General features: G+C 64.7%; 16 protein-coding genes. 12 read left to right on the top strand and 4 right to left on the bottom strand.

What is annotated here, in order from left to right:
* The first annotated feature begins 17 nt into the window (after window positions 1-17).
* The 6 genes from DXK94_RS04710 to DXK94_RS21520 all read left to right on the top strand — a co-directional run bounded on the left by DXK94_RS04710 (window position 18) and on the right by DXK94_RS21520 (window position 6650).
* Window positions 18-989: an aldo/keto reductase gene (locus tag DXK94_RS04710; protein WP_115524061.1), complete on the top strand. Its 972-nt coding sequence runs from the start codon at window positions 18-20 to the stop codon at window positions 987-989.
* A complete protein-coding gene (locus DXK94_RS04705; RefSeq protein WP_258868433.1) occupies window positions 983-2008 on the top strand; it encodes an NAD-dependent epimerase/dehydratase family protein in 1026 nt (341 codons plus the stop codon). Before DXK94_RS04710 ends, DXK94_RS04705 begins: the two co-directional genes overlap by 7 nt.
* A gap of 147 nt (window positions 2009-2155) precedes the next feature.
* Window positions 2156-4708 carry a rhamnogalacturonan lyase gene (locus tag DXK94_RS04700; RefSeq protein ID WP_115524059.1) on the top strand — a complete coding sequence of 851 codons (2553 nt, stop codon included), beginning with the start codon at window positions 2156-2158 and terminating at the stop codon, window positions 4706-4708.
* A 28-nt stretch (window positions 4709-4736) separates the two neighbouring features.
* On the top strand, window positions 4737-5570 hold the full coding sequence (locus tag DXK94_RS04695; protein ID WP_079598655.1) for an aldo/keto reductase: 834 nt from the start codon (window positions 4737-4739) through the stop codon (window positions 5568-5570).
* A gap of 133 nt (window positions 5571-5703) precedes the next feature.
* On the top strand, window positions 5704-5970 hold the full coding sequence (locus DXK94_RS04690) for a GlsB/YeaQ/YmgE family stress response membrane protein (protein WP_079598656.1): 267 nt from the start codon (window positions 5704-5706) through the stop codon (window positions 5968-5970).
* Window positions 5971-6083: 113 nt separating this feature from the next.
* The gene (locus DXK94_RS21520) at window positions 6084-6650 is read left to right on the top strand and encodes a hypothetical protein (protein ID WP_115524058.1); all 567 of its coding nucleotides are present in this window, start codon (window positions 6084-6086) and stop codon (window positions 6648-6650) included.
* Between the two features lie 160 nt (window positions 6651-6810).
* Here the strand turns inward: DXK94_RS21520 and DXK94_RS04680 are convergent, their stop codons facing one another.
* A complete protein-coding gene (locus tag DXK94_RS04680; RefSeq protein ID WP_115524057.1) occupies window positions 6811-7416 on the bottom strand; it encodes a DM13 domain-containing protein in 606 nt (201 codons plus the stop codon).
* A gap of 218 nt (window positions 7417-7634) precedes the next feature.
* On the opposite strand from DXK94_RS04680, the gene DXK94_RS04675 reads away from it, so the two are divergent.
* A complete protein-coding gene (locus tag DXK94_RS04675) occupies window positions 7635-9974 on the top strand; it encodes an HNH endonuclease signature motif containing protein (RefSeq protein ID WP_115524056.1) in 2340 nt (779 codons plus the stop codon).
* A gap of 267 nt (window positions 9975-10241) precedes the next feature.
* Here DXK94_RS04675 and DXK94_RS04670 read toward each other — a convergent pair whose 3' ends face one another.
* Window positions 10242-11078, bottom strand: coding sequence for a putative protein N(5)-glutamine methyltransferase (locus DXK94_RS04670; protein WP_115524055.1), 837 nt, complete (start codon window positions 11076-11078; stop codon window positions 10242-10244).
* A 195-nt stretch (window positions 11079-11273) separates the two neighbouring features.
* Here DXK94_RS04670 and DXK94_RS04665 point away from each other — a divergent pair, with 195 nt between their 5' ends.
* A complete protein-coding gene (locus DXK94_RS04665) occupies window positions 11274-12320 on the top strand; it encodes a beta-propeller fold lactonase family protein (RefSeq protein ID WP_115524054.1) in 1047 nt (348 codons plus the stop codon).
* Window positions 12321-12820: 500 nt separating this feature from the next.
* Window positions 12821-15694, top strand: a complete 2874-nt coding sequence (locus DXK94_RS04660) for an alpha-amylase family glycosyl hydrolase (protein ID WP_258868432.1) — start codon at window positions 12821-12823, stop codon at window positions 15692-15694.
* Window positions 15695-15817: 123 nt separating this feature from the next.
* Here DXK94_RS04660 and malQ read toward each other — a convergent pair whose 3' ends face one another.
* Together malQ and DXK94_RS04650 are read right to left on the bottom strand one after the other, a co-directional pair.
* Window positions 15818-18073 carry a 4-alpha-glucanotransferase gene (gene malQ / locus DXK94_RS04655; RefSeq protein WP_115524052.1) on the bottom strand — a complete coding sequence of 752 codons (2256 nt, stop codon included), beginning with the start codon at window positions 18071-18073 and terminating at the stop codon, window positions 15818-15820.
* Window positions 18074-18247: 174 nt separating this feature from the next.
* Window positions 18248-19279: a LacI family DNA-binding transcriptional regulator gene (locus DXK94_RS04650; protein WP_115524051.1), complete on the bottom strand. Its 1032-nt coding sequence runs from the start codon at window positions 19277-19279 to the stop codon at window positions 18248-18250.
* Between the two features lie 206 nt (window positions 19280-19485).
* On the opposite strand from DXK94_RS04650, the gene DXK94_RS04645 reads away from it, so the two are divergent.
* From DXK94_RS04645 to DXK94_RS04635, 3 genes are all read left to right on the top strand, one after another.
* A complete protein-coding gene (locus DXK94_RS04645) occupies window positions 19486-20799 on the top strand; it encodes an extracellular solute-binding protein (protein WP_115524050.1) in 1314 nt (437 codons plus the stop codon).
* Between the two features lie 64 nt (window positions 20800-20863).
* Complete coding sequence (locus DXK94_RS04640) at window positions 20864-21790, top strand: carbohydrate ABC transporter permease (protein WP_079596737.1); 927 nt, start codon at window positions 20864-20866, stop codon at window positions 21788-21790.
* Window positions 21787-22617 (top strand): carbohydrate ABC transporter permease, encoded by an 831-nt coding sequence (locus tag DXK94_RS04635; RefSeq protein ID WP_079596738.1) that lies wholly within the window; start codon window positions 21787-21789, stop codon window positions 22615-22617. The genes DXK94_RS04640 and DXK94_RS04635 overlap by 4 nt, the downstream gene beginning before the upstream one ends.
* The last annotated feature ends 71 nt before the right edge of the window (window positions 22618-22688 follow it).

Below are 22688 nucleotides of genomic sequence, written 5' to 3'. Positions count from 1 at the left end.
ACCGAAAGGATCCAACAATGCAGTACACCCATCTGGGCCGTTCCGGCCTGAAAGTCTCCCGACTGTGCCTGGGCACCATGAACTTCGGGCCGCAGACCGAGGAGGCGGACGCCCACAGCATCATGGATTCCGCCCATGACAACGGCATCAATTTCTTCGATACCGCCAACGTCTACGGCGGTGCCGGGCACCGCGGGTGGACCGAGGAAATCATCGGGCGCTGGTTCGCGAAGGGCGGCGAGCGCCGTGAACACACGGTGCTGGCCACCAAGCTTTACGGCACCATGACTGACCGCCCCAATGAGTCCAAGCTGTCCGCGCTCAACATCCGCCGCGCCCTGGATGCCAGCCTCAAGCGGCTGCAGACGGACTACATTGACGTCTACCAGTTCCACCACATCGACCGGGACACCCCCTGGGACGAGATCTGGCAGGCCATCGAAGTGGCGGTGCAGCAGGGCAAGATCCTGTACTCCGGCAGCAGCAACTTTGCCGGCTGGCACATCGCCCAGGCCCAGGAAGCGGCCCGCCGGCGGCACTACACCGGGCTGGTGAGCGAACAGTCCATCTACAACCTGTTCATGCGCCAGGTGGAACTCGAGGTCATCCCGGCCGCGCAGCAGTACGGCCTCGGCCTTATTCCGTGGTCACCGCTGCAGGGCGGGCTTCTGGGCGGGGTACTGAAGAAAGAGCGCGACGGCGTTCGCCGCACCGAGGGACGGGCAGCGGAAACGCTGAAGAAGCATGAGGACCAGATCCGCCAATACGAGGACTTTGCGGACGAACTGGGGCACGAACCCGGGGACGTGGCCCTGGCCTGGCTGCTGCACCAGCCTGCGGTCACGGCGCCTATCGTGGGTCCGCGGACGCAGGAACAGCTGGACGCCGCCATCCGCGCCCTTGATGTCACCCTGGACGCGGACGCCCTCAAGCGGCTGGATGACATCTTCCCCGGGCACCGGACGGCCCCGGAAGACTACGCGTGGTAGACCCTTTGCATGCAGCCGGTACGGTGGCGCCGAGGACAATCCTGTTTCTCGGCGGCACCGGGGTCATCAGCACAGCGGCGGCCGAACGGGCCGCGGCGCTTGGCCACCGGCTGACCATCCTGAACCGGGGCCGGTCCACGCGGCCTGTCCCGGAAGGGGTGGAGGTCCTGGCCGCCGACGTCCGTGACGCAGCCTCCGTCCGGGACGTGCTGGGCGGGCGGGAGTTCGACGCCGTTGCCGACTTTATTGCGTACACTCCGGATCAGGCGCAAACCAGCCTGGACCTGTTCAGGGGCCGGACGGGGCAGTACGTCTTCATCAGCTCCGCTTCGGCCTACCAAAAGCCGCCCTCCCGCCTGCCGATCCGGGAGTCCACGCCGCTGAAGAATCCCTTCTGGCAATATTCGCGGGACAAGATCGCCTGCGAGGAACTGCTCTACCGGGCCTACCGGGAGGAGGACTTTCCACTCACGGTGGTGCGTCCCTCGCATACCTACGACCGCACCAAGATCGCCATGGTGGGCGGCTGGACCGACATCCACCGGATGCGCTCCGGGCTGCCGGTCATGGTGCACGGCGACGGCACATCCCTCTGGACGCTCACCCATAGCCGCGACTTCGCCAGCGCTTTCGTGGGGCTGCTGGGCAGGCCGCAGGCGGTGGGTGAGAGCTACACCATCACGTCGGACGAGTACATGCCCTGGAACCAGATTTACCGGCTGTTCGCGCGGGCCGCGGGCACCCCTGAGCCTGACCTGGTCCATGTTGCGTCTGAAACCATCGCTGCGCATAGCCCTGGACTTGGCTCCAACCTGCTCGGTGACCGGTCCCATTCGGTGATTTTCGATAACACCAAGATCAAATCCTTGGTTCCGGATTACACGGCCACCATCCCCTTCGCGGACGGTGCACGGGAAATTGTTCGTTGGTATGACGCCAACCCCGGACTGCAGGTGGTGGACCGGAGCTACATGGACCTCAGCGACCGCCTTACCGGGTGGGCCCGCAAGGGCGTATAACGGCGGCTCCGGGCTTGGTATGGGGCGTTTCTACAACGTTCTAAATACCCTCTTCCGGCAACTCTGGCAAGGGGTTGTTTTGTCCCCTCCCCCACTCTAAGTTACTGGGGAAGCGTTTTCCCGTCTCACGATTGAAAGGATTCATCGATGAATCCCCACAGGACTCCCCTGCGCCTCCTCTCGGTAGGGGCCGTCGGCCTCGCACTGACCATCGGCTGCCTCGCCGCCCCTGCATCCGCCGTCGGACCTTCCGCCAAGCCCGCCAACCCCGCCGTCCAGCTGGACCACCTCGACCGTGGACTGGTGGCCGCCGCAACGTCCGAGGGCGTCTTCCTGAGCTGGCGCCTCCTGGGGCATGAAGCCACCGGGTCCTCAGCCACCGGCCTTACCGGTACCGACTTCAACGTGTACCGCGACGGCCAGAAGCTCGCCACGGTCACCGACAGCACCAACTACCTTGACCCAGCTGGAACCGCAGCGTCGGAGTACCAGGTACGGGCCGTCGTCGGGGGCGTTGAACTGGACCGCAGCGCAACCGCCACATCCTGGGGCGGCAACTTCAAGGACATCCCGCTGAAGAAGCCGGCCGACGGCGTCACGCCGTCCGGACAGGCCTACACCTACGCGGCCAATGACGCGTCGGTGGGCGACGTGGACGGCGACGGCCAGTACGAGTTCGTCGTCAAATGGGACCCGAACAACTCCAAGGACGTCTCACAGGTGGGCTACACGGGCAACACCTACGTGGACACCTACAAAGCGGACGGCACGCTCCTGCACCGGATCGACCTGGGCGTGAACATCCGCTCCGGCGCGCACTACACGCAACTGCTGGTCAACGATTTCGACGGCGACGGGCGCGCCGAGATGATGATGAAGACCGCGCCGGGAACCAAGAGCACCAACTACAACGCGGACGGCAGCATTGCCTCCAGCGCGTTCATCACCCTGCTGCAGGCCGACGTCGACGCCGGCTACGCGAACACGGACGACTACCGGATGAGCGCGGCGGACTACTACCAGCACATGGTCAAGACGTTCCAGGGCTGGACCGAGCACCCGGAGGTCAAGGCCGGCAACTGGCCCGCCACACTGGAGGAGGCGTTCGGCATCGCTCCCCAGTACCAATACCCACTGTCCAAGGCCGACGCGAAAGCGCTGGCCGACTACTTCATGGACGTTTACGCCCCCTCCCGCAGCGCACGGAACAACCTGCGGGCATTCGAGGGCTTCATCGTCTCCGGCCCGGAATACCTCACCGTTTTCGAGGGCGCCACGGGCAAGGAACTGAAGACGGTTGCCTACGAGCCGGGCCGGCACGACGACGGCCTGATGTGGGGCGACTACGCCATGGCACGCATCGAGCCGGGCAACCGCGTGGACCGGTTCCTGGCCGGCGTCGCCTACCTGGACGGGCAAAAGCCCGCAGCGGTCTTCGCCCGCGGCTACTACACCCGCACCACCCTGGCCGCCTACACCTGGGACGGTACCAACCTCTCCCCGGTCTGGAACATCGACTCGGGCTGGGCACCCATGACCAACCCCTTCAACGATTCCCCGCACGGCCGTGACGGCACCGATCCGGAGTACGGCCAGCTCACCACGCAGGGTTTCCATTCGCTGAGCGCATCGGACGTGGACGGCGACGGCAAACAGGAGATCGTGTACGGCTCCGCAACCATCGACGACGACGGCTCCGTCCTGTACAGCTCGTTCGACACCATGCCGGAGGGCAGCGCAACCCCGGGTGAAGAGGCGCGGCTGGGCCACGGCGACGCCATGCACGTAACGGACATCGACCCCAACCGGCCCGGCAAGGAAATCTTCACGGTGCACGAGGGCGGCACCTGGGCACCCTACGGCTACGCCATGCGCGACGCCGGCACGGGGGAGGTGCTGTTCGGCGCCTACTCGGGCAAGGACACCGGCCGCGGCATGATCGGCGACGTGGACCCCGCCGTACCCGGCATCGAGAACTGGGCCATCGGCACGCAGTCCGCCGACGGCGCCAAGCTCTCCACGTCCCAGCCCGGCACCAACATGAGCATTAAATGGGCAGCGGACATGACCACGCAGATCGTCAACGGCTCCGGCGACCAGACCCCCACCATCGACGACTGGAGGCGCGGCCGGTTGCTGACAGCAGAGGGAACCCGCACCAACAACGGAACCAAGGGAACACCGAGCCTGGTGGCGGACGTCGTGGGTGACTGGCGCGAAGAGATGCTCGTCCGGACCGCGGACAGCACGGCCCTGCGGATGTACATGAGCACCGAGGTGACCAACCACAAGCTCTACACGCTGATGCACGATCCCCAGTACCGCGCGGAGGTTGCCCGGCAGAACACCACCTACAACCAGCCCTCCTACACCGACTTCTACTTTGCCTCGGACATGGAGTTCGGCGACGTGCCGCTCCGCGCAGCCTGGCTCCCCGGCAGCGTGAAGGCGTTGCAGCACGCGCTGGAAGACCTGACGGAATCCGGGGATGTTGCGGGCCCGGTGGCCAGCCAGCTCACGGAAAATGTGCGGCAGGCAGCAAAGGCCGTTGAGGACGGCGACGCCGGCAAGGCCGCCCGGACCGTCCAGCGCTTTGTGGACTTCCTTGCCCAGCAGAAGGGTCCGGACAAGGTATCGGACACTGCCCGGGTGGTGCTGAACCACAATGCGGAGAATATTCTCCGGGCTTTTGGGAGCTAGGACGCCTTCTACGGGAGAGACTGTTCAAATGACACTTGCACCGCTCATCAAACTCAATGACGGATACTCCATCCCGCAGCTGGGTCTTGGCACCTGGCCGCTGGATGACGATCAGGCGGCCACCGCCGTCGTGCAGGCCTTGGAAGCCGGCTACCGGCACATCGATACCGCCGTGAAGTACGGCAATGAACGCGGTGTCGGCAATGGCATCCGTGCCAGCGGCGTGGACCGATCTGACGTCTTCGTCACCACCAAGCTGGACGGCCAGTTCCAGGGCAAGGACAGGGCGGTGGAGGGCCTGGAGGGCTCGCTGAGGCGGCTTGGGCTGGAGTACGTGGACCTGCTGCTGATCCATTGGCCGCTGCCTGCACGGGATGAGTACATCTCCACGTGGAAAACATTCGAACGGCTGCAGGCGGAAGGTAAAGTCCGGTCCATCGGGGTCTCAAACTTCAAGCCCGCCCACCTGGAACGGCTGATGGCGGAGACCAACGTGGTCCCGGCGGTCAACCAGATTCAGCTCACTCCGGCCATTACGCGGGCCGCCGAGCGGGAGTTCCACGAAAAGCATGGGATTGTCACCCAGTCCTACAGCCCGCTTGGCGGATCCGGGGCCAGCCTGCTGGGCGCTCCCATCCTGACGCAGCTCGCTGAAAAGCATGGAAAAACGCCCGGCCAACTGGTCCTGAGATGGCATATTCAGCATGGACTTGTAACGATTCCGAAAACTGCTGATCCGGACCGGATGAGGGAGAACCTGGACATCTTTGATTTCGCCCTGGATCCGCAGGATCTCGCGGAATTGTCCATCCTCGACGAGGGTCCCGGGGCCGGCAATGATTCCGACGTAACCGGGCACTAAAACAGGCCTGAAGTGCGCTTTTTGTTATCTTCGGGGTTGGCAAAGAGATAGTAAGCATGATTACTATTGATGCAGAAGGATGAAGTGCTTCCGGGATCCGGAGGCCTCCTTTACTTAGGAAGAGGAACGAAAAATGGGATTTATTGCATTTCTGATTCTCGGACTTATTGCTGGTGCGATCGCTAAGGCGATCCTTCCGGGCAGGCAGGGTGGCGGCTGGCTCATCACCCTCGTGCTCGGCGTCGTTGGGGCCCTCCTCGGCGGCTGGATCGGCGGCATGATCTTCGGCACCGGACTGCAGGAGTTCTTCTCCCTGCAGACGTGGCTGCTGGCCATTGGCGGCGCGCTCATCGTGCTGCTGGTGTACGGCATGATCACCAAGCGCAGCGTGCGCGGCTAACACGGCGCGTAAGCCAGGAAACCGGCCTGGGGACCACAATCCCCCAGGCCGGTTTTCACTTTCCCGGCCACGAGGCCGGAACTGAAAACCTTCTCACGGAGCAGGAGTTCATCGTGAAAAACAAACTTCTTTTGGGCGTTGGAATTGCCGCAGGCTACGTCCTCGGATCGCGGTCCGGCCGCGCCGCTTACGACAAGCTCAAGGCGCGGGCAGCGGGCATCTGGGACAGCAAGCCTGTCCAGGACAAAGTAGCTGTTGCAACCGAAGCCATCAAGGAAAAGGCACCTGATGTTGCCGACCAGCTGACCGAGGCGGCACGGCGGGCAGGCACCGTCATCGGCTCTGCCATGCACCGTGACAGCTCCCCGGGCGGCGCCAAGTCCACAACCTCCGACGACGCCACTTCCGCGGGTGCCTCCGGCACCGGTGCTGCTGGTACTTCAGGTACATCGGGCGGGTTCGGCACGTCGGGCACTGCCGGTACTACGGATACGCTCGGGACGTCGGGCACCCTTGGCACGTCGGGCACCCTTGGCACGTCCGCCGGGACTACCGGCGCGGCCGGGACCTCCGGAACGCTCAGCGACACCGAGCTTGGCGAGGACCACATCCCCGCCCACAGCACGCACCCGGAAACAACCAACTTGGGCACCTCCGGTGAAGCTGGCTCCAAGCCCTAGCTGAAGCCATGGCTTCCGTTTCATGACGCGGAAGCCTTTCTTGACACGGGGGTTGCTGGAACTCTGTGTTACAACTGAATCGCATTGTCGGCCGTCGCGATCCTTGGGGGACGCGGCGGCCGGCGGCGTTTCCGCTGACTGGGCGCGGGTTTCCCAGTCCTCAGGCCCCCAGTTCGGCAGCACCGAAAGATACGCTGAACTGCACGCACCATAGATCCACTGACCGGTATTTTGAGAGGTCCACTCCGGCGGGTATCTCATAAACCTGGTTACCTTGGTTTCCCTTGATGAGGCCCAGGTCGTGATGTTCGGCAGAGCCTGCTGTGAACCACCCGTCCGTCCCCTCGACCAGTTGGGCCGCGCTTAACCAGACGTGCACATCGGGCCCGTTGGAGGTGTCGAGGTTTTCCAGCGTCAGAAAGCGGGAGCCATTCGGCTGCTGGACGACACGCACCGTGCCCGTCGTCGTGTGTTCGTGACTGACCAACGCGCCCACCGCCAGTTGCTGCGGACCGGCAGGCGGCGAGGACCCCTGCGCAGTGTCAGCAGAACCAGCCGGAGTTGTGGCAGGCGGCACCGGTTCCGCAACGGCGGATTGGGTCCCGGCGGGCGCGCTCGCGGCGATCGGGAGTTGCTCATCCACGCGCACATCCACGAAGAGGAGCCAGGGCTTGAACACCACAAGCCCAATCACCACGCCCAGGCTGGCAACCGCCACTGTCAGCGCCCACAGCCGCCGGCGGCCAGGACTATTGGTTCTGCGCATGCCTTCATGGTCCGCGCATTGGTTCATCGAAGCAACGAGGCCACGGTGGTCCAACCAGCAGACTCAGACGACCCCACCAACGGATTTAGGACCCGCTGCTCTCGCAATCCGGTCGGTTCCGGTGAAGTGACGGAGGGATGACAGCCGGATGCATCCGGTTTTCCACATAGCAGCTTTGGGCAGGCTGTTTTGTCAGTGGTCACTGGCAGAGTTGTCCCATGGAGGCCATTGGGGAGCAGTTTGCGGAGTTCGGCAGTCCCGCCGCCGCGCTCCCGCGGGTTCTCCACCCTGGCGGTGGTTCCCGGCATGACGGGTGCGACGGCGACGCCCCGCTCAGGCTTCCCGGGCGCCTTCACGCCGTCCCGGCCAAGACGGCCCCTGACATTCCCGTTCCGGGCCCACGCCCCTGCCCCGGCGCCGGCGCCGGAGCCGGAGCCGGCGGAACTGCATCCGAAACCGATCCCGGTAACGCTGCCACTGAATTCAAAGCCGCCCCTTTTTCGGCATCCGCTGGCACTGGGACATACAGGTCACCGAGCGCACCCGATCCCACCCCTGCACCCGTCGTTGAGGATCCGGTTGGCCTGGCCGGGATCGGAGCCCTGCTGGTGGCGGCTGCTGTTGCCGCGCAAGATGAGCTGGCCAGGGCGGACTATGTTTCAGCGGCCAATTTCGCCGGGCAGGTCGAGGACCTTTCCCGGACCGTGGAGTATCTGCAACTGCTCGCCGCTTCCACCGTGGACCGGACGCGGACCCAGGCCATCACCGCCGCGGACGCCGCCCGCACCAGCCAGGCCAGGGCGGGCCGACTTGGGCGACCGGGCCGGGGCTGGGTAACCGGCTGGGATGCCAACGGCGTCGAGACACTGAACGAGACCGACGCGAACTGGCCCGCACCCACCGGCAGCCCCGCACCCACCAGCGACCCCGCAACCACCAGCGGCGCCGCAGCGGCTCATCGATCCACACCCGCAGCCGGGATCGACCGCCCCGTGCTGACCTCGTCGGTGGTGACAGCGCCTGTGGTGACGTCGCCGGCCGATGACGGGTGCAGGAACACCGCCGAGTTCCTGAGGCTCCGGCTCCGGATCCCCCTCCGCGAAGCCCGCCGCCGCCTCACCCTCGCCCATCAGGCCCTGCCCGGCACCAGCCTCACCGGCGAACCCCTCCCGCCGGCACGCGAACACCTCACCACAGCCCTCACCCCCACCAACACCACCACCGGCGAACCCGCCCACACCACCACTGATCCGGGCATGATCGCGGGGCCGGTGCTCTCCTCACACGCCGCGACCATCATCACCGCCACCCTGGACCGGCTCCAGCACCACACCACCCCCGACACCCTCGACCGGATCGAACAGCACCTCACCACCACCGCCGTCACCGCCGACCCGGACTTCCTCACCCGCCTGGCCCAACGCTGGAACGACACCATCGACGCCGACGGCACCGAACCCACCGAAGAAGCCCTCCGCCACACCCAAGGCGCGTTCATCCGCAAACCCCGTCACGGCCTGCACCGCCTCGAAATCTTCGCCACCACCGACCAATACGAACACCTCCTCACCGTGATGAACACCGCCACCAACCCCCGCACCGCCACCCCCAACACCAGCACCACAAACCCCGACCCTGCCCCGGACCCTGACCCGGACGAACGCGCCAACCCCGGGCGGGAGGCCAGCGTGGACCTGGGCCGGGAAGCCGGAGTGGACCTGGAACGACGCACCCGGGCACAGCAACAACTCGACGGACTCGTCTCCGCCGTCAAAGCAGCCCTCACCACCAACCTGCTGCCCACCACCGGCGGCAACCGCCCCCAAATCATCGCGACCATTAACTACCAAGACCTCCTCCCCCACCTCCCCAACCCCACCAACAACCCCTGGTCAACCACAGACACAGCCACCGGACCCCGCACCACCTCACGCCCCGGAACACCCACAGACACCGGCGCAAGGGCCACCAGCACGACGACAAACACCAACAACACAACCGGCGCCGGCGATGAGACGAGGTTCGGAAAAGAGACAGGTGCCGCCACCGGAGGTAAGACCAGCAACGCAACCGGGGCCGGAAGTGAAACGGGCGCTTACACCAGCGCCCGGGCCGGGACCGGGGCGTTCGTGTTCACCGGACCCGTCGCGGCCGCCACCCTGCGCAAAATCGCCTGCGACGCGGACATCATCCCCGCCCTCCTGGGCACCAACGGCGAAATCCTCGACCTCGGCCGCAAAACACGCCTCTTCACCCCCGCCCAACGCCTCGCCCTCACCGCCCGCGACCAAGGCTGCACCTTCCCCAACTGCACCATTCCAGCACCCTGGTGCGAAGCCCACCACATCACCTACTGGTCACACGGCGGACCAACCACCACCACCAACGGCGCACTCCTCTGCACACACCACCACCACCTCATCCACAAAGAACAATGGACCATCACCACCACCCACGGCACCCCAACATTCATCCCCCCACCCCACATCGACCCCACCCAAAAACCCCAACAAAACCACTACTTCAAACCCCCACCACCACCCCACCCCAGGGAATAAAGCGGGGAACCCGAAGGAGTAGTGGGCTGACGTCGCGCACCGAAGCAAAAGACTGATTCCGCAGACCGCCGAGGCTTGCGTTGAGGCACGGCACCGGAATCATCCCAAGTGGGCGGTAATGGGAGAGCGAGCGTGACATGTATCCGGGGAGCTGAACTCCAACCGATGCCGCTCCTTGGATATGCGGAGGAGATGCCCTCCTTGAATAGGTGCGGAGGATGGGCGCGGAGGACATGTACGGAACACTGCCGGGAGGAAACCCCGGAACTAGCGCGGCAGTGCTCCGGCAAAGTCAGGCAGCACCCCAACAACAACCGTGCCGTCCAACTCCTCTGAGCGGACGATCCTCGCTGTGAAGCCCGCAGCAGACACAATCGAGGCGGTTGCCAAGGCCTGCTGCTCGCTCGTTTCGATGAGCAGATGACCTGCAGGACCAAGCCATTCGGGAGCAGCAGCGGCCACCCGCCGGTGGACGTCGAGACCGTCCGCACCGCCGTCAAGGGAGAGTCTTGATTCATGGAGCCGGGCTTCCGGCGGCATGGTCCGGATGGCCCCGGTGGGAACATAGGGTGCGTTTATGGCGAGCACTTGCACGCGGCCGCGAAGCAGCAGCGGAAGTGCGCCGAAGAGATCGCCCTCGTGTACGTGGCCGCCCATAGGCTCGACGTTTCCTCTGGCACACCTGACAGCGACGGGGTCGATGTCCGCGGCGTGCAGCTCGAGCCCCGGGACACGCATTGCAAGGGCGGCGCCCACTGCCCCGGATCCACAGCAGAGGTCCAACACCACACGGGGTTGCGAAGCATCAGCGGCCTCGAGAATTACTGCTGCCTCGTTTACCAGCAATTCGGTTCTGCGGCGCGGCACAAAGACACCCGGTTCCACCTTGATGCGCCGGCCGGCGAACTCGGCCCAGCCCAGGATGTACTCCAGCGGGATGCCGGCCGCCCGGCGCCGGACATCGTCGTCCAGTTCCACTGGGTCGGAAGCCTCAGCTATGAGGAGTTCCGCCTCCTCCTCGGCGAAAACGCAGCCGGCGCGCCGCAGTTCGGAAACGACACGGGCAAAAGCAGGGGAAGCGGTTATTGATTCAGGAGCCGGCATGGAACGCCCTTTCGGTGAGCCGATGGGCACCCCGCACATGATCTAGGCCAAGCGGACCGGACAGCGGTGGAAGGGTGAACCCGAAACTGGTACAGCGGTAATCGGACTCACCTCCTTCTGCCGTGGCTGGAAATTACATGCTAACGGACGCCGGGTTGCACCCGAAGGAAGCAGAATTATTGGCAGGATGGAACCATGACCTCCGCCACGGACAACACCATCATCTGGACCGGCACCTACACCCCGGACGGAGGTGGCCGGGCCGAGGGCATCGGCGCCCTCCGCGCGCACCAGGACGGCAGCCTTGAATGGCTGGGCACCGCTGTGGCCGCGCAGTCGCCGTCGTTCGTTGCCGTGCACCCCACGGTGCCCGTTGTGTACGCCGTGGCGGAGCAGCGGAAGATGGTTCAGGCCTACCGCAGGGCTGGAGAGTTTGGCCTGGAGCCCCAAGGGGCACCGCAGCCGGCAGGCGAGGCCACCTGCCATGTTGCCGTTGACCCACATGGACGCTTCGTCACCGCCGCCTGCTGGGGCGACGGCCAAGTCCTTCTCTACGAGCTGGATTCCGACGGCGGCATAACAGGGCGCTTCCCCGCCCCACCGTCGGCCGACCCGCATGCCAGCCTTTCTCCCGGCGAACCACGGCAAAGCCGGGCCCATGCCAGCCTGATGCTCCAGGATGGACGCATCATGACCACTGATCTGGGCCATGACATCCTTCGCGTCTGGAACTATGTGCCCGGCAGAGGCCTGGTCGCGGACCACGAAGTGGCCCTCCCGTTCGGCAGCGGCCCCCGGCACCTGGTGCAGCACTCGAGCGGCAGCGTCTTTGTGGTCTCCGAGTACTCCGTGGAGGTCTTCATCGTCCGGCCGGAAGCGGGCACCTTCGAACTTGTATTCCGGGGCCCGGCCACATCGGGCGGCAGCCAGCAGGGCGACTCCGCGGCCGAGATCTGCCTCAGCCAGGACGGCAGCTACGCCTATGCCGGCGTCCGCGGCACCAACATCATCAGCACCCTGGAGGTCGGCGCCGGCGGCACCGAACTGCTGCCTGTGCAGGACACACTCAGCGGCGGCGACTGGCCCCGTCATCACCTGGTGCGGGGAACGTGGCTGCATGTGGCCCATGAACGCTCAGACAACGTTGCCTCCTTCGCGCTGGACCCGGTCACCGGACTGCCCGGTCCCGTGATCCACGATGTGCACGCGCCATCGCCCACTGCCTTGGTCCCCGCCAGCTGATTGCCCGCCCTGCCGCTGGTTCGGACGGCGCTGAAAGCAGACGTGCCGATAGTCCGGACGGGTCTGACAACAGGCTCAACACTGGTGAGCATCCCCCCGCGGAAGGTCATTACCTAAACGCTGGAGTTATCCGGTGCAAGCGCTTACAGTTGTGACGTGGTTCACAAGTCAGCATGTTGTCTTGTGAACCTGGCATCCTCGCCGCACAACCTTGCCACCGCAAGCCTGTACAGCAGCGCCGCTCTCCAGGAAAGGTCTCAACCTTGATATTTCGCACCCCATCCAGCGCGCCCCCGTGTGCAAAAACAACAGCACGCCACACCGGAACTCCAGCGCGCACAGCCGCTTTCCGGTCGGCAGCAGGGCTCCTCGCAGCAGCTGTCGCCGTTTCCGCCGCAGTAATTCCCGCCCAGGCCGCCCCCGGTACAAAGGATCCGGGTTCGGTAGCCGCGACCCACTCACTCCGTGCCCCTGTCACTGACGAAAACTTCTACTTTGTCATGGCGGACCGGTTCAGCAACGGCAGCACCGCCAACGATCAGGGCGGCCTCGGCCCCAATCCCATGGTGTCGGGTTTTGATCCAACCAAAAAGGGCTTCTACAACGGCGGAGACCTCGCAGGCCTCCTGGACAAGATCGACTACATCCAGGGCCTGGGCACCACCTCCATCTGGCTTACCCCCAGTTTCAAGAACAAGGCGGTCCAGCCGGAGGACAAGTCCGCCGGCTACCACGGCTACTGGATCACCGACTTCACCCAGATCGATCCGCACCTGGGCACCAATGCCGAACTGAAGACCCTCATCGATGAGGCCCACGCCCGCGGCATGAAGGTGTACTTCGACATCATCACCAACCACACTGCCGACGTCATCGGTTACGAGGGCGCGGATGGGAAGGGTGCGCGCAAGGGCTACACGTCGAAGGATGCAGAGCCTTACAGGACCGCGGACGGCGAGGAGTTCGATGACCGTGACTTCGCAGGCTCTGACAGCTTTCCGAAGCTCGACCCCGCGACGTCCTTCCCCTACGTTCCTGTCCTGCAACCGGGCGAGGAGGACCTCAAAGTTCCGGACTGGCTGAACGATCCCACGCTCTACCACAACCGCGGCGACACCACCTTTGCGGGCGAGGACGCCTACTACGGCGACTTCTTCGGCCTGGATGACCTCTTCACCGAGCACCCCACCGTGGTGGACGGCATGAAGGACATCTACAAGACGTGGATCCGCGACTTCGGCGTGGACGGCTTCCGGATCGACACCATGAAACACGTCAACAACGAGTTCTGGCAGGAATTCGGTCCGGACGTCCTGAACTATGCCAAGGAACAGGGCAAGGACGAGTTCTTTATGTTCGGCGAGGTCTTCGACACCAGCAAGAACTTCACCTCGCAGTTCACCACACGGAACCAGATGCAGGCAGTGCTCGATTTCCCGTTCCAGGATGCCGCCCGAAACTTCGCCTCGAAGGGCCAGGGCACGAAGAGCCTGGAGACCTTCTTTGCCGGCGACGACTGGTACACCGACGCCGATTCCAACGTCTACCAGCTGCCCACCTTCCTGGGGAACCACGACATGGGCCGAATTGGCAGCTTCATCGCCGCGGACAACCCCGGGTCAACCGACGCTGAGCAGGTGGCCCGCGACCGGCTGGCACACGAGCTGATGTACTTCTCGCGCGGCAACCCGGTGATCTATTACGGTGACGAGCAGGGCTTCACGGGCCCCGGCGGGGACCAGGACGCCCGGCAGACGCTGTTCGCCAGCCAGGTTCCGGAGTACCTCGACGACGACCTGCTGGGAACCGACGCCACCCACGCGACGGACAACTTCGACACAAGCCACCCTCTGTACGCCAAGATCAGTGAGCTGGCTGCCCTGACAAAGGAGCATCCCGCGCTGCGGGACGGCGCCCACCAGCACCGCTACGCATCCGAGGGTGCCGGAATTTATGCCTTCTCCCGGACGGACGCCGAAGACCAGCGCGAGTATGTGGTGGCACTGAACAACAGCGAGCAGGCCCAGACAGCGGAGGTGCCCACCTACATCAGCAAGCGCAACTACACCCGGGTGTACGGGAACGGGGCAGAGGAAGCCAAGACCTCCGCAGACGGAAAGCTGACGGTCACCGTCCCGCCGCTTTCCGCCGTGGTGTACCAGTCCTCAGGCAGGATCCCGCACTCAAAGGACGCTCCCGCCGTCGTCCTCCAGGAGCCGGCGGCGGCGCCCGGTGACAACGGGCGCCTCAAGGTGACGGCCGACGTCGGCGGTTCCTCGTTCTACGAGGTCACCTTCGAAGCGAAGAAGGCAGGCGGGGACTGGCAGGCGGTCGGCACCGACGACACGGCGCCCTACCAGGTGTTCCACGATGTGGCGGACCTGGACGCCGGCACTGCTGTGGAGTACCGCGCCACCGTGCTGGACAACGGCGGACACACGGCAACGAGCCAGCCGCGCACGGCAAGCGTTCCTGCCCCGTTGCTGACCCTGCAGAAGCCCGTGGAAGGCAGCAGCGCCAAGGGCACGGTGGAACTCAGCGCCACCGCCGACCCGGAAAAGGCCAGCCATGTGGTGTCCTTCGAGCGCAGCGTGGGCGGCGGTGAGTGGACTGCCGTCGGAACCGACGATTCGTCGCCCGTCTACTCGGTAACAGATGACGTGTCCCGGCTGGCGGACGGCAGCACTGTGCGGTACCGCGCCTCCATGACAGGAGCCGGTTTCAACGTGGTCAGCGACGTGCGGACCGTGACAGTGGGTGACGCTCCGCAGCCGGACTCTGTGACGGTGGCCGGATCCATGAACCAGCTGATGGGCTGTATCGAACCGTGGCAGCCATCCTGTACACAGGCCATGCTGAAGCTGGACCCCGCGGACAAGATCTGGCGCCTGACGGTGGACCTGCCGAAGGGACAGTACGGGTACAAGGCCGCGCTCAACGGCACCTGGGATGTGAGTTACGGAGCCGGCGGCTCCGCCGGCGGAGGGGACATCCTGCTTGACCACCCGGGGGGCACCGTGACGTTCCGCTATGACAACAGCACGCATGTCATCAGTGCTGTGTATGCATCCCAGCAGCCCTCGGCGGTTGCCGTGGCGGGCAGCCTCAACAAGGCATTGGGCTGCGCCACGGACTGGGAGCCCAGCTGCGACCAGGCCCAGCTCACCCTGGACCCGGCTGACCTCGTGTGGAAACTGACCGTCGGGAACCTTCCTGCGGGCAGTTACGAGTTCAAGGCAGCCCTGAACCGTACCTGGGACGTCAGCTACGGCGCGGGCGGGGTGTCCCCCGGCGCCAACATTCTGTATGAGCACGACGGCGGACCGGTCACCTTCCGCTACGACCACTTCAACCACATCATCACGGCGGGTTAGCTAACCGGAACAGCAGTAACGTAGGCCCGCTTCTACAAGCAACGCGGGGTCAGTTGAGGCCGCTCCGAGGCATCGGATCGGGCCAAAAGTGACACCGCGTTGCTGTGTGTCCTCGCTGCTGGCCTATGGGTGCAGGGCCTCCTCCACCGCCGCGAGGAGCGTGTTGAACCGCGCGTTGGCGGGAAGGTCGTCAAGGAACACGGGCCTGCCGTCCGGCCCACCCAGCGGAACCTGCCAGTTTGGGTAAAGGGCTTCCGTGGTTCCGGGCTGGTTCTGTACGCGCCGCTCCCCCACCGCATCCACGAGTGCCACGCCAAGCAATACCGACGGCGTCTGCGTCAGCAGCAGGTGCAAAGCTTCGATGGTCTGCTCTTCAGACGCGGAAGGTCCGCCGCCGGCGCCGCCGTCGGGCAGGTAGCCCCGTTCCCGCAGCAGGGCGAGCATTTTCTCGAGGGACGCGTTGTGCTCGGCGCGCTCCTCCGCTTCGGAGCGCTCCAGCAGGCCAAGCCGGCTTCGCAGGGCCACATGGTCCCCGGCGAGGTACCCGGCGGTGGGCGGCAGGTCGTGCGTGTTGACGCTGGCGAGCGCCTGCGTGCGGTACTTTTCGGGCGCAAGGGGCGAATCGCCGTCGTACTCGAACCAGAGGATGGACGTGCCCATGATGCCGCGCGCGGCAAGGTAGTCCCGCACCCACGGCTCGAAGGTGCCCAGGTCCTCGCCGATCACCACGGCGCCGGCGCGGTGCGCTTCGAGTGCGAGGATGCCAATCAGTGCCTCGTGGTCGTAGCGGACGTAGGCGCCGTCGCCGGGGGCATTGCCCACCGGGATCCACCAGAGCCGGAACAGGCCCAGGATGTGGTCCACGCGGATGCCGCCGGCATGCCGCAGCACCGTGGCCAGCATGTTCCTGAACGGCGCGTAGCCGGCCTCGGCCAGGCGAGCGGGATGCCATGGCGGCTGGCCCCAGTCCTGGCCCTGCTGGTTGTACATGTCCGGCGGCGCACCAACACTGGTGGCGGGAGCCAGCACGTCATGCAGGGTCCAGGCGTCGGCGCTGCTGTGGTCGACGCCGACGGCCAGGTCATGGACCACGCCGAGGCGCATTCCCGAGCGCAGTGCGGTCCGTTGGGCGTCCTCAAGCTGCTCGTCGCAGATCCACTGCAGCCAGCGGTGGAAGCCAATCCGGTCGGCGAGTTTTTCGCGGAGGGCTTCGGCCTCCGTAGTGCCCAGGGCACAGGCGGGATCCTTCCACAGCGGATCATCGGGGGCGAGGTCCTCGCGGATGGCCGACCAGAGCGCAAAGTCGTCCAGGCCACTGCCCGAAATTCGGCAGAAGTCATCAAAGGCGGCCTGCCGGGCCGGCGACCGGCGGGTGTGGTACAGGAGTTCGAGGGCCTGCAGCTTGGCGGCATAGACCGCGTCCCGGTCCAGCCGGTTGGCGTCCTTGTTCAAGCCGGCCACCTCCTCATGGAGCCGCTCCACCAGGGCACGCTTGCGGGGTTTGAGGTAGGCCAATTCCGGGATGGCTTCGATGCGGATGTACAGCGGGTTAAAGAAGCGCCGCGTGGACGGCGAGTACGGCGAGGGCTGGACGGGCGGCACCGGTTCGGCAGCATGCAGCGGGTTGACCAGCACGTAATCGGCACCCCGGGCACCGCTCAGCGCGGCCAGGTCAGCCAGGTCCGCGAAGTCGCCGATCCCCCACGACCGCTTGGACCGCACCGAATACAGCTGCGTCGCCAAGCCCCAGCCGCGGCGCTTTTCCAATCCTTTGGCAGTTTCCAGCTTCGCGGGAACCACCACCAGGGTGGTCGACGCTCTGGTGCTTTCGGATTCGGCGTGAAGCGTGTGCCAGCCCAGCGGCAAGTCCTGCGGAAGGGCAAAAGTGGCGCGCCCGACGGACACGCCGTCCACGTCGCGGGGCTGCATTAAGACATCCTGCTGCACAGCTTTCCGGGTGCCCGCTCCTCCTTCGAGCGAGATGGTGAGGTACGCCGTGGCACCGTCCCGCACATGGACCGGAACCTGCGCGGGTTCACCCTGCTGGATCACGACGGCGGGAGGCAGCATCCGCCGCCAGGGCGCCAGCTCCGCTTCCGCAAGGGCTGCCTGGATCTGCTGGTTCGTGTGGGCCTGAACGCCAAGGGCAGCCAGGACTTTGATGAGCGTTTCTTCGGCAACGGCATGGGGCAGCCCGTCCCAGCCCTGGAATGAGGTGCCCACTCCGTGCGCGTCGGCCAGCTGTTGGAGAAGGTGGGGGTCCACGCCTCCACGTGCTTCAGCGTCTTGGGCAGCACTTCCGCGGGCACCGGCAGGACCATTCGGTGGATCCACCGGCATCCCTGGCCGTGGTGCGTGCTGCTGGTCTGAAGCCGTCATGCGTGTCCGCCTCGTCTGGTGTGATGGGCCCGAACTTACAGTGCTGCTTGTTGTACCGGCGTTTGCACCCCGCGCACAACCGTTGGTTCAGATTATTGCAGGGCGGCACGGAGACGAAACCGGGCCGCTTCACACCCGGGCTTTCAGCCGTCGTGCCGCAACCTTCCGCTGCGCCTAGCCGGCGTCCGGCGCCGGCCCGGTGGTTCTGCGGATCATCAGCGTCGGCTGGACCAGTGCGGCTTGGGGCTCCTGGCGTCCTTCGATCCGCTCCACCAGGAATTTCGTGGCCAGGGTGCCCATTTCGAACCCGGACTGGTCCACGGTGGTGAGGGCAACCTGTGGAAGAGATGCAGCACGGGCGTTGTCGTAGCCGACCACCGAAAAGTTCTCCGGAATGGGCAGACCCAGCTCGAAGAACCGGGCAAGCACACCGAACGCTGCCATGTCGGTTCCGGTATGCACGGCAGTAGGCGGAGTGTCGCGCTTGAGCATGAGGTCAACGGCTGCGGCGCCGCCTTCGTGGTTCCACCGCGATTCGATCACATCCACCTCCTTCTCCAGGCCGTTGCGCACCATTGCCTGAACGTACCCTTCGGCACGAACCGACTGCGGCATGGTGCTCTCGTTCTTCTCCCGGCCGACGTGCTTCAGGTGCGCAATCCGGCGGTGGCCAAGGGACACCAGATGGTCAACAATCAGGGCACTGCCGGCGATGTCGTCACTGGCAACCGTGTCATAACCCTGGCCCGGGCCGTGGCGCCCGAGCACCACCGTGGGGGTGCTTCTGCCGATTCTCTCCAGCTCTTCCTCGGGGCCGAACGGGGCAATCAGTACCAGCCCATCCATCTTCCTGTCCAGCATGGCATCGATCATCTGCTGTTGCTGGGCCAGCCCCATGTCCGCCTCGCCGATGAACACCTGGTAGCCGCGGCTCTCCGCTTCAGCACGGATGCCTTCAATCAGGACGGTAACGAACGTATTGGAGAGATCCACGACGAAGACGCCCAGGGTGAAGCTTCTGCCGCGCATGCCGCGCGCCAGGGCCGAGGGGCGGTACCCCAAGGCTTCCATCGACTCCTCGACGCGCTTTTTCATAACGTCGCTCACGCCGTACGCGCCGCGGAGGACCTTGGAGACAGCAGCACGCGAGACACCCGCGTGCTCGGCAACATCACTGATAGTTGCCCGCTTCTGCTGCCCGTCCACAACGTCCCCATCCGATTGGCTTCTAAAGAAATTGTAGACTGATCTACGAAAATCCCTTGCGCCTTGGACGTGGCGTGGCTTACATTAAAAACGTAGACCGATCTACAAGGACTCCGGCAGTCATCCCTCAGTAATCGGAATGCAATGACTGCCTTGAAACGTTCCACAGGACCTGGAGGGGCCTGCGGCTTTACGAGGAGGTAAAGATGAACACCATCCCTAAACGGCGCTGGCCCGTAATCGCCGGAAGCGTGACGGCGGCAGCACTGATCCTCACCGGCTGCTCCGCCGGCGGCGGCGAAAGCAGCGATGCCAAGACCATTACCTGGCTCGTCGACAACACCGAGAACACCATCACGTACGCGGAAAAGCTCGCCGAGGACTTCAACGCAGCCAACCCGGACATCAAGGTCGAAATTGAAACCCGGCCCCAGGGCGGCGACGGTGACAACATCGTCAAGACGAAACTGGCCACCGGCGATATGGCCGATGTGTTCTCTTACAACACCGGATCGCTGTTCCAGCAGATCAACCCGGAGCAGAACCTGGTGCCCCTTACCAGCGAGCCCTACATGGATAACGTGTCGGATTCCTACAAGCCGGTCGTCACATCCGGCAGCGAGGTCTACGGTGTCCCGGTGGGAACCGGCTCGGCCGGCGGCGTCATGTACAACAAGAAGGTCTACGAACAGCTGGGCCTTTCCGTACCCAAGACCTGGGACGAATTCATGGAGAACAGCCGGAAGGTCAAGGACGCCGGCATCGATCCGATCATCCAGACGTACCAGACCACGTGGACATCCCAGCTGTTCGTCCTGGGCGACTTTGCCAACGTTGCCGCGGCCAATCCCACCTTTGCGGAGGACTACACGGCGAACAAGGTCAAATACGCTACCGACCCCGCCGCCATCAAGGGCTTCGAACACCAGGAGGAAGCCTTCAAGGCCGGTCTTTTCAATGAAGATTTCGCCTCTGCCACCTATGCCCAGGGCCTTGAGAAGCTGGTCAACGCGGAAGGCGCCCATTACCCGATCCTCAGCTTCGCGCTGCCTGAGATCCAGGTCAGCTACCCGGACAAGATCAATGACCTGGGCATCTTCCCGCTTCCCAGTGATGACGCATCCAAGAACCCGTTGACCGTCTGGCTGCCCGGCGGCGTTTACCTGCCCAAGTCCACCCAAAACGTGGAGGAAGCCAAGAAGTTCCTGGCCTTCATTGCCAGCAAGGAAGGCTGCGATTCCCAAACCGAAGCCGTGGGCGCAAACGGCCCCTATCTGGTGGAGGGGTGCGACCTGCCTGATGATGTCCCGGCTGCGGTGAAGGACATGCTGCCGTTCTTCGAGGACGAGAGCAAGAACAGCCCGGCCCTCGAGTTCCTTTCCCCCGTCAAGGGCCCGGCCCTGGAACAGATCACCGTCGAGGTGGGTTCGGGCATCCGTTCGGCCAAGGACGGCGCCGCCCTCTACGACGAGGACGTCAAGAAGCAGGCTCAGCAGCTGAACCTGCCCGGCTGGAACTGACCTCCGCCACCAACCCTGCCGTCCGGGCCGCACGCCGGCCCGGACGGCAACTGGAGATACTGACATGACAACCAACACCACCGTGGCCGCTCCTGCCGGGCGGACCCTGACAGCCGCGGCACCCAAGAGGCGCCAGCGCAAGTCGTCCTACCCCTACTGGTTCTACCTGCCGGCCGCGCTCGTCTATACAACCCTGTTTCTGGTTCCGACCTTTGCCTCGTTCTTCTTCAGCTTCACGCGCTGGAACCTGACCGAGTTCACGTGGATCGGCATGGACAACTTCGTCCAGTTCTTCTCGGAACCGGCGCTCCTCAAAGGCCTGACCAACACCTTCATCTACGGCGTGGTGACCTCCACGCTCAAGGTGGTCCTCGGAATGCTGCTGGCGGTGCTCCTCACCTCGCAGATTATTGCCCGCGGCTACCTCCGTTCCGTGATCTTCTTCCCCGTCCTGCTCAGCAGCATCGGCGTCGGCATTGTCTTCACCGTGCTGATGGACCCCTCCCGGGGCATGATCAACGAAGCGCTCGCCGTCGTCGGCATCGAGGGCCCTAAGTGGCTCACGGACCCGGCCTGGGCGCTGATGTCGGTGGCCTTCGTGGACGTCTGGAAGGGCGTTGGCCTCGCGACCGTCATCTTCATCGCAGGCATCGTGTCCATTCCGCAGGAGTATTTCGAGGCCGCCAAAGTTGACGGCGCCAGCTCATTCAAGAGCTTCTGGAATATCACCGTGCCGCTGGCCCGTCCTGCAACCGCAACCGTCATCATCCTGTCCCTGATCGGCGGGCTGCGTTCCTTCGACCTGATCTGGGCCATGACCAAAGGCGGACCCGGCTTCACCTCGGACGTCATCGCCTCGGTGATCTACAAGCAGTACCAGGCGGGCTTCTACGGGCTCTCCACCGCCGGCAACGTGGTTCTGTTCCTGATTGTCACGGCCGTCATCGTGCCCCTGTCCATGATCCTGAACCGCAAGGAGGTAGAGGCATGACCGCCGCCCTGAAGCGCTATGGCGTGGGAATCCTGGCCATAGCCGTCACCGTGGTGCTGTTTGTTATTCCGCTGCTCTTTATGGCCCTGACCGCCATGAAGGACCGCCGGGAAGCAAACAAGCTCGAATTTTCCTGGCCCACCAACTTCGCCCTGATCGAGAACTTCCAGGAAGTCCTCTCCGCCCGCAGGTTCATGCTGGTCACGGCCTTCATCAACAGCACCATCCTCACCGTCGCCAGCGTAGCCATCATGGTGATCCTGGCGGCCATGGTTGCCTGGGTACTGCAGCGCCGCCGCAGCCGCTGGAATCCGCTGATCAATTTCCTGATCCTGTCCGGCCTGATCATCCCGCCTGCCGTGGTGCCAACCATCTGGGTCCTCCAAGGACTGGGGCTGTTCAAGACCCTGCCCGGCCTGATCCTCATCGAAGTCGCGTTTGGATTGTCGTTCTGCATCATGCTGTTCCGGGCGTTCATCTCCACCATTCCCCGTGAACTGGACGAGGCTGCGGTCATTGACGGCTGCGGGCCCGTGCGGCTCTTCTTCCGGGTGATCTTCCCGCTGCTGCGCTCGGTGATCGTCACGGTGATCGTGGTGCAGTCCGTTGCCGTCTTCAACGATTTCCAGCACCCGCTCTACTTCCTGCCCGGGGACGCCAACGCCACTGTCCAGCTGACCCTGTTCAACTTCCAGAGCCAGTTCACCACCGCCTACAACCTGCTCTTCATGAACATCCTGCTGATCACCATCCCGCCGCTGGTCATGTACCTGTTCTTCAACCGCCAGATCGTGGCCGGAATGACTGCCGGCGCCGTCAAGGGCTAGGACCCGGACCCCTTACACCAACTCCGCGGTGGCCCTGCCGCCGCCCCCACGTTCATCACCCCTGCATGGAA

The sequence above is a fragment of the Arthrobacter sp. RT-1 genome (assembly GCF_003367205.1).
Lineage (GTDB): Bacteria > Actinomycetota > Actinomycetes > Actinomycetales > Micrococcaceae > Arthrobacter.
This window is presented reverse-complemented; position numbering and strand designations above follow the sequence as displayed.

Excerpts from the sequence above, each read along its gene's own strand:
- DXK94_RS04640 (WP_079596737.1), top strand. The coding sequence starts at position 20,864 with ATGACAACCAACACCACCGTGGCCGCTCCTGCCGGGCGGACCCTGACA.
- DXK94_RS04695 (WP_079598655.1), top strand. The coding sequence starts at position 4,737 with ATGACACTTGCACCGCTCATCAAACTCAATGACGGATACTCCATCCCG.
- DXK94_RS04675 (WP_115524056.1), top strand. The coding sequence starts at position 7,635 with ATGGAGGCCATTGGGGAGCAGTTTGCGGAGTTCGGCAGTCCCGCCGCC.
- DXK94_RS04645 (WP_115524050.1), top strand. The coding sequence starts at position 19,486 with ATGAACACCATCCCTAAACGGCGCTGGCCCGTAATCGCCGGAAGCGTG.
- DXK94_RS04635 (WP_079596738.1), top strand. The coding sequence starts at position 21,787 with ATGACCGCCGCCCTGAAGCGCTATGGCGTGGGAATCCTGGCCATAGCC.
- DXK94_RS04710 (WP_115524061.1), top strand. The coding sequence starts at position 18 with ATGCAGTACACCCATCTGGGCCGTTCCGGCCTGAAAGTCTCCCGACTG.
- malQ (WP_115524052.1), bottom strand. The coding sequence starts at position 18,073 with ATGACGGCTTCAGACCAGCAGCACGCACCACGGCCAGGGATGCCGGTG.
- DXK94_RS04660 (WP_258868432.1), top strand. The coding sequence starts at position 12,821 with ATGGCGGACCGGTTCAGCAACGGCAGCACCGCCAACGATCAGGGCGGC.
- DXK94_RS04700 (WP_115524059.1), top strand. The coding sequence starts at position 2,156 with ATGAATCCCCACAGGACTCCCCTGCGCCTCCTCTCGGTAGGGGCCGTC.
- DXK94_RS04670 (WP_115524055.1), bottom strand. The coding sequence starts at position 11,078 with ATGCCGGCTCCTGAATCAATAACCGCTTCCCCTGCTTTTGCCCGTGTC.
- DXK94_RS04680 (WP_115524057.1), bottom strand. The coding sequence starts at position 7,416 with ATGCGCAGAACCAATAGTCCTGGCCGCCGGCGGCTGTGGGCGCTGACA.
- DXK94_RS04690 (WP_079598656.1), top strand. The coding sequence starts at position 5,704 with ATGGGATTTATTGCATTTCTGATTCTCGGACTTATTGCTGGTGCGATC.
- DXK94_RS04665 (WP_115524054.1), top strand. The coding sequence starts at position 11,274 with ATGACCTCCGCCACGGACAACACCATCATCTGGACCGGCACCTACACC.